Genomic DNA, 11,047 nt, shown 5'->3' with positions numbered 1-11,047 from the left:
GGACTCCTCCCAGATACAGCGTCGCCCGCCGGTGACGTGAGCCGACGCCGGACCGAACGGCCCCGCCCGACCGGGCGGGGCCGTTTTCCGTTGCCGGGGGACTGCCTGCGGGGGAGGCCGGGCGCGGATGGCGGTGGTCCTGCGCCGCACGGGTGCCGTAGCGCAAGAGGGCATGTGTCACAGGCGGGCCTGGTTCCGCCGGGTGCGTCGCACCCCTATCGTCGGCTGCATGTTCGCTGTCTACGCTGCCCGAATCGACCGCGACCAGCCGCTCACCGGCCTCGAGTTGGGGGAGCGTCCGGCTCCCGAGGCCCGTCCCGGCTGGAGCACGATCACCGTGCGCGCCGCCTCCCTCAACCACCACGACCTCTGGTCCCTGCGGGGCGTCGGCCTCCCGGAGGACCGGCTGCCGATGATCCTCGGCTGCGATGCCGCCGGTGTCGACGAGGACGGCAACGAGGTCGTCCTGCACTCCGTCATCGGCCAGAGCGGCCACGGCGTCGGCCCGCACGAGCCGCGCTCCATCCTCACCGAGCGCTACCAGGGCACCTTCGCCGAACAGGTCGCCGTGCCGACCTGGAACGTGCTGCCCAAGCCGAAGGAGCTGTCCTTCGCCGAGGCCGCCTGTCTGCCGACGGCCTGGCTGACGGCGTACCGGATGCTGTTCACCAACGCCGGGGTACGCCCCGGGGACTCGGTCCTCGTGCAGGGCGCGGGCGGGGGTGTCGCCACGGCCGCGATCGTCCTCGGCAAGGCGGCCGGGCTGCGGGTCTTCGCCACCAGCCGGGACGAGGCGAAGCGGAAGCGGGCCCTGGAGCTGGGCGCCGTGGAGGCGGTGGAGCCGGGGGCCCGCCTGCCGCAGCGGGTGGACGCCGTCATCGAGACCGTGGGGGCCGCGACCTGGTCCCACTCGGTGAAGTCGCTGCGGCCCGGTGGCACGCTGGTCATCTCCGGGGCGACCAGTGGGGACCGGCCCTCGCACGCCGAGCTGACCCGGATCTTCTTCCTGGAGCTGAAGGTCGTCGGGTCCACGATGGGCACCAAGGACGAGCTGGAGGACCTGCTCTCCTTCTGCGCCGCGACCGGTGTACGGCCCGTGATCGACGAGGAGCTCCCGCTGGACCGGGCACGCGAGGGCTTCGAACGCCTCGCGTCCGGGGACCAGTTCGGCAAGATCGTGCTGACCAACTCCTAGGTTTCCGGGGGAGCTCGGAACGAGGCGGGTCCGGGGTGCCGGGCCCGCCTCGTGCGTACCGCTCACGGTTTTGGCGGGGGTGGTGTCGGCCGACTTCGGGTCAGGGGGTGTGGGGGCGGAGGATCGCTGCGATGTGGGCCGCCGCCTTGGTGAGGTGGTGGCGGGTCTCGTGGAGTTGGGCCGGCGTGATGCCGTTGTCGCGGGCCGCGTCGCGGATGCCGTCGCGGAAGCGGTCCAGCAGGCGGTCCAGGTCGCGGGCCGGGTCGCCGGTGGGTGTCTCGTGGGCCCAGGCCGGTTCGTACTCGGCGGGGAAGTCCTCCGTGGCCGGGGTGTAGTGCGGCTCCGAGGGCGCGGTGGGGCGGGGCGCCTCCTCCGTGGTGCGGGAAAAGCCCCGGTCCTTGCCGAAGTCCCTGCTCGAGCCCTTGGCCGCGCTCCCGGTCCGGTCCCTGGCGAAGTCCATGCCGAAGTCGCCGAATTCCTTGGCCAGTTCGGACAGGCCCTCGCGGAGGCCCGTGGGCCAGTCGCCGCGCGTGAAGTGGTCCTGGACGCGTTCCTGGACGCGCCGGGCGATGCGCTGTACCTCTTCCTGCGCCTGGACCCGTGCCCGGGCCTGCGCCTCCTGGGCCTGGCGGCGGGCCCGCTCGGCCTCCTCGCGTGCCCGGCGGCTCTCGTCCTTGGCGCGCCGGGCCTGCTCCTTCCACTCCTGCTTGACCCGGCGCATCTCCTCCTTGGCGGCCCTCCACGCCTCCTTGTCGCCCGGGTCGCCGTACTCCCCGTGGGCGAAGTCGCCCCCGGACATCCGTGCGCGGCGGGCCTCGGACGCGGCGGCGCGCACCTCGCGGCGCAGGTCGCCGGCCGCGCCGCGCACGTCGGCCTGGATCTCGGCGGCCAGTTCCGCGACCGACTCGCGGATCTCCAGCTCCAGGTCGGCCAGCTCACCGCTGCGGGCGGCCAGTTCGGCGCGGCCCGCGTCCGTGATGGCGTACACCTTGCGGCCGCCCTCGGTGGTGTGCCGGACCAGGCCCTCCGCCTCCAGCTTGGCCAGGCGCGGGTAGACCGTGCCCGCCGAGGGGGCGTAGAGACCCTGGAAGCGTTCCTCCAGGAGCCTGATCACCTCGTAGCCGTGGCGCGGGGCCTCGTCGAGCAGCTTGAGCAGGTACAGGCGGAGGCGGCCGTGGGCGAAGACGGGAGGCATGTCAGAGCACCTTCTTGTCGGTCGTGCCGTCGGCCGGGGCGCCGGTGGCGGCGGCGTCCTGGCCGGAGACGGAATTGTCCCCCGGCGCGGCCGGGGACTGTTCGGCCGGGTGGGGTGCCGTGCGCGCATCCGGGGCGGCAGCCTCCCGGGGCGCGCTGGGGGCCTCCGGGGGTGCGGAAGGGGATCCGGGGGTGCCGGGGGGCGGTGGGTCGGTCACGGTGACGGTGACGGTGGTGGTGTCGGGCTCGGGCGGCCGCGACGGGGCGGTCTGCCAGGACGTGTGCTCCTCCTCGTCCCGGGGCGGCCGGCGCAGCAGGGCTATCGAGCCCGAGACCGTGGTGGCCCGCAGTCTGCCCGTACCCGCGCCGAGCCGGCCGGTGATCTTGTGCGCGCCCCACTGGCCGTGCACCCGCAGCCCCTCGAAGGCGTTGGACACCACGCCGCTCGCGGTGTTCGCCTCCACCTCGGCGTCCGCCGGGTGCGGCAGGCGGATGGCGATCTCGCCGGAGACGCTCGTCAGGCCGACGTCCGTGGGGCCCTCCGGGTCCAGGTCGACGATCATCGAGCCGCTGACGGTGTCGGCGCGCACGGACGGGCCGGAGCCCGCCACGACGGTGAGGTCTCCGGAGACCGAGTGGAACGTCAGGTCCCCGGTGACCGCCTGGGCCTCCAGGTTTCCCGAGACGGTCTCCGCGCGGACCGGGCCGGAGACGCCGACCAGGGTGGTGTCGCCGTTCACCCCTCTGATCACCGCGGAGCCGCGGATGCCCGAGACGACCGCGCCGGCGCCCACCACGCCCACCTCCACGCGCGTGTCGGCCGGGACCGCGAGCGAGACCACCGCCCTGCGGCGCCAGCCCCTGCGGTCGAGCCACTTGAGGAAGCCCTTCCAGGGCAGGTCCTCGTAGGCCACGGTCAGCGTGGAGCCGGTCCGGGTGACCACCAGGGGCGGGCCCTCCAGCTCCGAGACCTCCAGCCGCGCCGACTCCTCCTCGGAGCCGACGACGTTCACCGTGCCGTTGACGACGCGGACCTGGAGATCGCGCACGGGGCTGTCGAAGGTCAGCTTCTGGGGTTCGGTGACGGACCACTCGGACATGGGACCTCCTCGGCCGGGGCGCGGTGTGACACGCCATATCGCGTCCTCTCCCAAACACGATATATCGCGGCCCGGTGAAGTCAAGACACTCTTTCGAGGGGTACCGAGCGCGGGCGGGTCCCCGCGCGGCTGCCCGGAACCAGGGCGCGCCGACGGCGGCATACGCTGGTGGGGAGAGTTGCCCGCTGGATGTTCACGCAGGAGACGTAGCCCCTATGTACTTCACCGACCGCGGTATCGAGGAGCTGGAGAAGCGGCGTGGCGAGGAAGAGGTCACCTTCGAGTGGCTCGCCGAGCAGTTGCGCACGTTCGTGGACCTGAACCCGGACTTCGAGGTGCCCGTGGAGCGGCTGGCCACCTGGCTCGCCCGGCTCGACGACGAGGACGACGAGTAGAGCGAGAGGAGAGGAGGGGGGCGTACGGGGCGGTTAGGACGGCCGCGGAACCCACTCCGAGCAGACGAAAGGGCCCGGTGCCGAGCGGGAGACTCGGTACCGGGCCCTTTTCGGGAGGCCTACGCCTTGAGCGGTGCCTGAGGCCTACGCCTCGAACACCTCACGCACCAGCTGCTCCTGCTCGGCCTGGTGCCGCTTCGCGGAACCCACCGCCGGGGACGAGGAGTGCGGACGCGAGATGCGCCGCAGCCGCTCGCCGGCCGGGATGTCCGCGCCGACCGCCAGGTCCAGGTGGTCGATCAGGTTGAGCGCGATGAACGGCCAGGCACCCTGGTTCGCCGGCTCCTCCTGCGCCCAGAGGTACTTCTCGGCGTTCGGGTACTTGTTGACCTCCGCCTGGAGCTCGTCACCCGGCAGCGGGTAGAGCCGCTCGATGCGGATGATCGCCGTGTCCGTGACGCCCCGCTTCTGCCGCTCGGCCTCCAGGTCGTAGTAGACCTTGCCGGCGCAGAAGACGACCTTGCGGACCGCGGCCGGGTCGACCGTGCTGTCGCCGATGACCGGGCGGAACCGGCCGCTCGTGAACTCCTCCGCCTTCGACGCGGCGGCCTTCAGGCGCAGCATCGACTTCGGGGTGAAGACGACCAGCGGCTTGTGGTGCGGGTTGTGCACCTGCCACCGCAGGAGGTGGAAGTAGTTCGACGGCAGCGTGGGCATGGCCACGGTCATGTTGTTCTGCGCGCACAGCTGGAGGAACCGCTCGGGGCGCGCGGAGGAGTGGTCCGGACCCTGGCCCTCGTAACCGTGCGGGAGCAGCAGGACGACGCCGGAGGTCTGGGCCCACTTCTGCTCGGCCGACGAGATGAACTCGTCGACGACCGTCTGGGCGCCGTTGACGAAGTCGCCGAACTGGGCCTCCCACATCACCAGCGCGTCCGGGCGGGCCAGCGAGTAGCCGTACTCGAAGCCCATCGCCGCGTACTCGGACAGCAGCGAGTTGTAGACGTTCAGCCGCGCCTGGTCCTCGGCGAGGTACTGCAGCGGGGTGTACTCCTCGCCGGTCTCCCGGTCGATCAGCACCGCGTGGCGCTGGCCGAAGGTGCCGCGCTGGGAGTCCTGGCCGGCCAGCCGGACCGGGGTGCCCTCCAGCAGCAGGGAGCCGATGGCGAGGGTCTCGCCCATGCCCCAGTCGATCGTGCCGTCCTCCACCATCGCCGCCCGGCGCTGGAGCTGCGGGAGCAGCCGCGGGTGGACGGTGATGGTGTCCGGGATGTTGACCTGGGACTCGGCGATCCGCTTGACGACCTCGGTGGAGACCGCGGTCGGGACCGCGACCGGGAAGCCGTCCTGGGGCGCCTGGACGTCCCCGGTGGCCGGCTGCGAGGTGGCCTCGCGGACCTCGGTGAAGACCTTCTCCAGCTGGCCCTGGTAGTCCTGGAGGGCCTGCTCGGCCTCCTCCAGGGTGATGTCGCCGCGACCGATCAGGGACTCGGTGTACAGCTTGCGCACCGAGCGCTTCTTGTCGATCAGGTCGTACATCAGCGGCTGGGTGAAGGCCGGGTTGTCCGACTCGTTGTGACCGCGGCGGCGGTAGCAGATGAGGTCGATCACCACGTCCTTGTTGAACGCCTGGCGGAACTCGAAGGCGAGCCGCGCCACGCGCACGACGGCCTCGGGGTCGTCGCCGTTCACGTGGAAGATCGGGGCCTCGATCATGCGGGCCACGTCCGTCGCGTACATGGAGGAACGCGAGGACTCGGGGGCCGCGGTGAAGCCGACCTGGTTGTTGATGACGATGTGGACCGTGCCGCCGGTGCGGTAGCCGCGCAGCTGCGACATGTTCAGGGTCTCGGCCACCACGCCCTGGCCCGCGAAGGCCGCGTCGCCGTGGATCGCCACCGGCAGCACCGTGAAGTCCGTGCCGCCCTTGTTGATGATGTCCTGCTTGGCGCGGGCGACGCCCTCCAGGACCGGGTCGACGGCCTCCAGGTGGGAGGGGTTGGCGACCAGCGAGACCTTGATCTGCTCGCCGTCCAGGCCGGTGAAGGTGCCCTCGGCGCCCAGGTGGTACTTCACGTCGCCGGAGCCGTGCATCGACTTCGGGTCGAGGTTGCCCTCGAACTCGCGGAAGATCTGCGCGTACGACTTGCCGACGATGTTGGCCAGCACGTTGAGGCGGCCGCGGTGGGCCATGCCGATGACGACCTCGTCCAGGCGGGACTCGGCCGCGGAGTCGATCACCGCGTCCAGCAGCGGGATGACGGACTCGCCGCCCTCCAGGGAGAAGCGCTTCTGGCCGACGTACTTCGTCTGCAGGAAGGTTTCGAACGCCTCGGCGGCGTTCAGCCGGCGCAGGATGCGCAGCTGCTCCTCGCGCTCCATCCTGGAGTGCGGGCGCTCCACCCGGTCCTGGATCCACTTGCGCTGCTTGGGGTCCTGGATGTGCATGAACTCGATGCCGGTGGTGCGGCAGTACGAGTCGCGCAGCACGCCGAGGATGTCGCGCAGCTTCATCATCGACTTGCCGGCGAAGCCGCCGACGGCGAACTCGCGCTCCAGGTCCCACAGGGTGAGGCCGTGCTCGACGATGTCCAGGTCGGGGTGCTTGCGCTGCTTGTACTCCAGCGGGTCGGTGTCGGCCATGACGTGGCCGCGGACCCGGTAGGAGTGGATCAGCTCGAAGACGCGGGCGGCCTTGGTGACGTCGTCGTCGTGGCTGGCGTCGATGTCCTTGAGCCAGCGGACCGGCTCGTAGGGGATGCGCAGCGCCTCGAAGACGTCGTCGTAGAAGCCGTTCTCGCCGAGCAGCAGGTTGGCGACCTGGCGCAGGAACTCGCCGGAGGCGGCGCCCTGGATGACCCGGTGGTCGTAGGTCGACGTGAGCGTCATGACCTTCGAGATGCCGAGCTTGTTCAGGGTGTCCTGGCTGGTGCCCTGGAACTCCGCCGGGTAGTCCATGGAGCCGACGCCCATGATCACGGACTGGCCGGGCATCAGGCGCGGCACGGAGTGGACGGTGCCGAGGCCGCCGGGGTTGGTCAGGGAGACCGTGACGCCGGAGAAGTCGTCCATCGTCAGCTTGCCGTCGCGGGCGCGGCGGACGATGTCCTCGTAGGCCTGCCAGAACTCGAAGAAGTTCAGCGTCTCGGCCTTCTTGATGGCGGCCACGACGAGCTGGCGGTCACCGTTGGGCTTGACCAGGTCGATGGCCAGGCCGAGGTTGACGTGCGCCGGCTTGATCAGGGTCGGCTTGCCGTCCTTGAGGCCGTAGGACCAGTTCATCGACGGCATGGCCTTGATGGCCTGCACCATCGCGTACCCGATGATGTGCGTGAAGGAGATCTTCCCGCCGCGGGCGCGCTTGAGGTGGTTGTTGATGACGATCCGGTTGTCGAACAGCAGCTTCACCGGGACGGCGCGCACCGAGGTGGCGGTCGGCATCTCCAGCGAGGCGTCCATGTTCTTCGCCACGGCGGCGGACGGGCCGCGCAGCGTGACCAGCTCGGGGCCCTCCGGGGCCTCCTTCGCCGGTTCGGCCTTGGCCTTCGGCTGAGCGGGCGCCTGTGCGGGTTGCGCCGGCTTGGCCGGGGCGGCCTTCGCCGCGGGAGCGGCGGGAGCCGCGGGGGCCGGGGCCTGGGCGGGGGCCGCGGCGGGCTTCGGGGCCGGGGCGGCGGCCTGGGGGGCCGGGGCCGCGGGTGCCTGGGGGGCCGTGGTGGGCTGCGCGGCCCCCGCGGCCGCGGAACCCGCCGGGGCCGGGGTGGCCGGAGCCCCCGGCTTGTAATCGGCGAAGAAGTCCCACCAGGCGCGGTCTACGGAGTTCGGGTCCTGGAGGTACTGCTGATAGATCTCGTCGACGAGCCATTCGTTCGCACCGAACGCGGCTGCGGGGTTCTTCCCGGCTTGGTCGTCGGTGGAGAGACTCGATGAGTTACTGGGGGACTGTGGCGACACGGCGGCAACCGCCCTCTTCCGCTTCACAAGGTGATGGACAGCGGGAATAAAGGCTACGCCTCCCTGGCCGGGAAGGTCAGGTCGAGCAAGGTCATCGTCGCGTAAGTCACATCGGAAATCTTGTTTCGGGGCTTGATATGGCGGGAAACAAGCGTGGTTCCGCAGGTGACAGCGAGCACCGGCGCAGCCCGCCGCCGCTTACGTCAGGCGGGTGCCCGGGCATGCGCCGATCACACGTGTCCTGCCGGGCGAACCCGTCGGAGACCGTCGTGGATCTTGTGCTTCCGGTTCGGACCCTACGTCAACCGGCCAGGGAAGTCAGTCCCGGAAGAGTGACGATGATCCGGCAGCCACGCTCGGATTCGGCCACCCCGATCCGGCCGCCGTGCAGATCCACCGCCCACCGGGCGATCGCCAGCCCGAGCCCGGTGCCGCCGTCGCTGCCCGGGCCGTGCGGCCGGGTGACGGCACCCCGGTTGAACCGCTCGAAGACCCGGTGCCACTCGGAGCGGGGGATGCCGGGACCCTCGTCCAGGACCTCCAGCACCAGCGACTCCGGCTGCGGCCCGCGTCGCGCCTTCACTGTCACCCGGCCGTGCGGCGGACTGTGCTTGACCGCGTTGTCGATCAGGTTGGCGACGACCTGGTGGATGCGCTCGGGGTCCGCGTGCGCGGTCAGCTCCGGCGGTGAGACGTCCAGGTGCAGATGGACGTCCGTGCGGGTGTGGCTGCCCGAGCCGGAGGCGATGTCCGCGCGCGCGGAGGCGACCATGTTGGCCTCCTTCAGCACGCCCGAGAGGTACGGCCACACCTCGAACCGGCGCGTCTTCAGCGGCACCACGCCGTTGTCCAGCCGGGACAGGTCCAGCAGGGTCTCCACCAGGCGGCCCAGCCGCTCGGTTTGCTTCAGGGCCGTCCGCATGGTCTCCGGATCGGCCTCGGTGACCCCGTCCACGATGTTCTCCAGCACCGCGCGCAGCCCGGCGATCGGAGTGCGCAGCTCGTGCGAGACGTTCGCCACCAGCTCCTTGCGCTGGTTGTCCTGGGCCTCCAGCTCGTCGGCCATGACGTTGATCGTCTGGGCCAGGTCGCCGAGTTCGTCGCGGCGGTTCTCCCGCACCCGGCGCGTGTAGTCGCCCTGCGAGATGGAGCGGGCCACCGCGTTCATCTCGTCCAGCGGCATGGTCAGCGAGTGCGCCACGAACTGGGTGATCAGCAGGGTGGCGATCATCGAGAAGACCGTGATGAAGCGCAGCTCCGTCTGGGTGTGCACCGCGACGAGCGACAGGCCGGTGGTGATCAGCACCGCGATGACGACCAGCGCGCCCAGCTTGGTCTTGATCGAGAACGGGCGTACGCCGCCCCAGGGTTCCTCGCCGAGGATCCCGGGGCTCCTCCGTGCGGCCTGGCGCCCGCTGCCGCTCACGGGGTCGGTGTCTCCAGCGCGTAGCCCACGCCGTGCACGGTCCGGATCCGCTCCGCGCCGATCTTGCGGCGCAGGGCCTTGATGTGGCTGTCGACCGTGCGGGTGCCGGAGGCGTCCGCCCAGTCCCACACCTCGGCCAGCAGCTGCTCCCGGGAGAGCACCGCGCGCGGGGTGTTCGCCAGGCACACCAGCAGGTCGAACTCGGTGGGCGTCAGGTGGACGTCCTCGGACTTCACCCGCACCCGGCGCTGGGCGTGGTCGATCTCCAGCTCGCCGAGGCGCAGGATGCCGGTGCGGGGCGTGGCGGCGGCCAGCGCGGCCCGCTCCACCCGGCGCAGCAGCACATGCACCCGGGCCGCCAGCTCCCGCATGGAGAACGGCTTGGTCATGTAGTCGTCGGCACCCACGCCCAGTCCGACCAGCATGTCCGTCTCGTCGTCCCGCGCGGTCAGCATCAGCACCGGCACCGGCCGCTGCGCCTGCACCCGCCGGCACACCTCCAGCCCGTCGAAGCCGGGCAGCATGATGTCGAGGATCAGCAGGTCCGGCTGCCAGGCCTCGGCCGTGTCGACGGCGGCCGGACCGTCGGCCGCCGTTTGCACCAGAAACCCCTCGGCACGGAGCCGGGCCGCGATGGCGTCGACGATCGTGGGGTCGTCCTCGACGACCAGCACCCGGCGCTGCGCGCCCGGGGTGGTCGTCGCCGCGCCGCTCTGGGAGGTGTGTGTCTGCTCCATCGCCCGCCCCTGTTGTGTTGCTTTCCGGAATCCGTGGGGTGATCCCATGTCTGCGTTCGACGCTTGGAAGATCCGCGTCAGGGCAGCACATTACGGGGACTCACCGGGCTGTCGCTATCCAGGTCGGACGGCGAGGTGGACGACGTCGGGAACGCCCCGGGCAACGGGCACCTCTTCGGTACGCACCTGCTGGAACCCGGCATTCCGCAAGGTTCCTTCAAATTCCGGAGAGGGTTCGGCGGACCACACGGCGAGTACTCCACCGGGCCTCAACACCCGTGCGCAGGCCGCCAGTCCGGCCGGTGAGTAGAGGCTGTCGTTGTCCTCGGTGACGGTCCAGCCGGGGCCGTTGTCGATGTCGAGGCAGAGCGCGTCGAACGTGTCGGATGTCTCATTGACGAACGCGGGCAGATCGGCTTGGACGATCGTGGTACGGGGATCGGCGAGGGCGCCGACGGAGATCGCGGCGAGCGGGCCGTCCCGGTGCCAGTCGACGACGGCGGGCTCGCGCTCCACCACGGTGATCCGGCCCCAGACGGGATCGGCGGCGGCGTGTGCGAGCGAGAAGCCCACGCCCAGCCCGCCGATCAGCACCGCCGGGGACGCGCGCCCGTCCAGCGCGTCACGGGCGGCGTCGACCAGCAGCCGTTCCGAGCGGCCGTCGGAGGTGTCCATCAGGAAGCAGCCGTTGGCGATGATCTGCAGGAGCGCACCGTGCCTGCGCAGCACCACCTCGCCGTACGGGCCTTCGCGTCGGTCCAGGACCACGGGAGTGTCGTACACGGCAGTCATGTCCCCCATCCTGCTCGAACGGGGCCGGGTGGTCACGGGAATCGGGCAGGACGCCCACGGACGAGTGGCCCCGAGCCGGGGAGCCGGGGCGTCCGGCGGGTGAGAGGCCGACGTGAACCGGTCCGCGCGTGGTGCCGGTCATAGACAGCGGCGCGCCGGGCACGAAGGGTGGGGCCCCCGACGGAAGGAGCCCGCACCGTGGAACCCAGCACGCCGGAGCCCGCGACGGACACCTCCCCGGCCGCACCGCTCCCGGC

Annotated in this window: 8 protein-coding genes; 2 read left to right on the top strand and 6 right to left on the bottom strand. The window is 71.3% G+C overall.

Going from position 1 to position 11,047, the window contains the following annotated elements; genetic code table 11:
* Positions 1 to 229 precede the first annotated feature (229 nt).
* Positions 230 to 1,195 carry a zinc-binding dehydrogenase gene (locus H5J33_RS11910; protein ID WP_181794872.1) on the top strand — a complete coding sequence of 322 codons (966 nt, stop codon included), beginning with the start codon at positions 230 to 232 and terminating at the stop codon, positions 1,193 to 1,195.
* A gap of 100 nt (positions 1,196 to 1,295) precedes the next feature.
* Here the strand turns inward: H5J33_RS11910 and H5J33_RS11905 are convergent, their stop codons facing one another.
* Both H5J33_RS11905 and H5J33_RS11900 read right to left on the bottom strand, forming a co-directional pair.
* On the bottom strand, positions 1,296 to 2,390 hold the full coding sequence (locus H5J33_RS11905; protein WP_181794871.1) for a PadR family transcriptional regulator: 1,095 nt from the start codon (positions 2,388 to 2,390) through the stop codon (positions 1,296 to 1,298).
* A gap of 1 nt (position 2,391) precedes the next feature.
* On the bottom strand, positions 2,392 to 3,489 hold the full coding sequence (locus tag H5J33_RS11900) for a hypothetical protein (protein WP_181794870.1): 1,098 nt from the start codon (positions 3,487 to 3,489) through the stop codon (positions 2,392 to 2,394).
* A gap of 215 nt (positions 3,490 to 3,704) precedes the next feature.
* Between H5J33_RS11900 and H5J33_RS11895 the strand changes: the two genes are divergently transcribed.
* Positions 3,705 to 3,884: a DUF6104 family protein gene (locus tag H5J33_RS11895; RefSeq protein WP_003992906.1), complete on the top strand. Its 180-nt coding sequence runs from the start codon at positions 3,705 to 3,707 to the stop codon at positions 3,882 to 3,884.
* A gap of 144 nt (positions 3,885 to 4,028) precedes the next feature.
* On the opposite strand, the gene H5J33_RS11890 is transcribed toward H5J33_RS11895, so the two are convergent.
* The 4 genes from H5J33_RS11890 to H5J33_RS11875 all read right to left on the bottom strand — a co-directional run bounded on the left by H5J33_RS11890 (position 4,029) and on the right by H5J33_RS11875 (position 10,790).
* Positions 4,029 to 7,835 (bottom strand): multifunctional oxoglutarate decarboxylase/oxoglutarate dehydrogenase thiamine pyrophosphate-binding subunit/dihydrolipoyllysine-residue succinyltransferase subunit, encoded by a 3,807-nt coding sequence (locus H5J33_RS11890; RefSeq protein WP_181794869.1) that lies wholly within the window; start codon positions 7,833 to 7,835, stop codon positions 4,029 to 4,031.
* 301 nt (positions 7,836 to 8,136) lie between these two features.
* Positions 8,137 to 9,261, bottom strand: a complete 1,125-nt coding sequence (locus tag H5J33_RS11885) for a cell wall metabolism sensor histidine kinase WalK (RefSeq protein ID WP_181794868.1) — start codon at positions 9,259 to 9,261, stop codon at positions 8,137 to 8,139.
* Complete coding sequence (locus H5J33_RS11880; RefSeq protein ID WP_030609901.1) at positions 9,258 to 9,998, bottom strand: response regulator transcription factor; 741 nt, start codon at positions 9,996 to 9,998, stop codon at positions 9,258 to 9,260. The genes H5J33_RS11885 and H5J33_RS11880 overlap by 4 nt, the downstream gene beginning before the upstream one ends.
* 114 nt (positions 9,999 to 10,112) lie before the next feature.
* Entirely contained in the window at positions 10,113 to 10,790 is a 678-nt protein-coding gene (locus H5J33_RS11875) for a spermidine synthase (RefSeq protein WP_181794867.1), read from the bottom strand.
* Positions 10,791 to 11,047 lie beyond the last annotated feature (257 nt).

The sequence above is a fragment of the Streptomyces sp. WELS2 genome (assembly GCF_013870595.1).
Lineage (GTDB): Bacteria > Actinomycetota > Actinomycetes > Streptomycetales > Streptomycetaceae > Streptomyces.
The sequence above is the reverse complement of the archived record's forward strand: the minus strand, read 5'-3'. Positions and strand labels throughout refer to the sequence as shown.

Bases quoted from the DNA above. Each gene is read 5' to 3' on its own strand.
- H5J33_RS11910 (WP_181794872.1), top strand. From the start codon at position 230: ATGTTCGCTGTCTACGCTGCCCGAATCGACCGCGACCAGCCGCTCACC.
- H5J33_RS11905 (WP_181794871.1), bottom strand. From the start codon at position 2,390: ATGCCTCCCGTCTTCGCCCACGGCCGCCTCCGCCTGTACCTGCTCAAG.
- H5J33_RS11900 (WP_181794870.1), bottom strand. From the start codon at position 3,489: ATGTCCGAGTGGTCCGTCACCGAACCCCAGAAGCTGACCTTCGACAGC.
- H5J33_RS11895 (WP_003992906.1), top strand. From the start codon at position 3,705: ATGTACTTCACCGACCGCGGTATCGAGGAGCTGGAGAAGCGGCGTGGC.
- H5J33_RS11880 (WP_030609901.1), bottom strand. From the start codon at position 9,998: ATGGAGCAGACACACACCTCCCAGAGCGGCGCGGCGACGACCACCCCG.
- H5J33_RS11875 (WP_181794867.1), bottom strand. From the start codon at position 10,790: ATGACTGCCGTGTACGACACTCCCGTGGTCCTGGACCGACGCGAAGGC.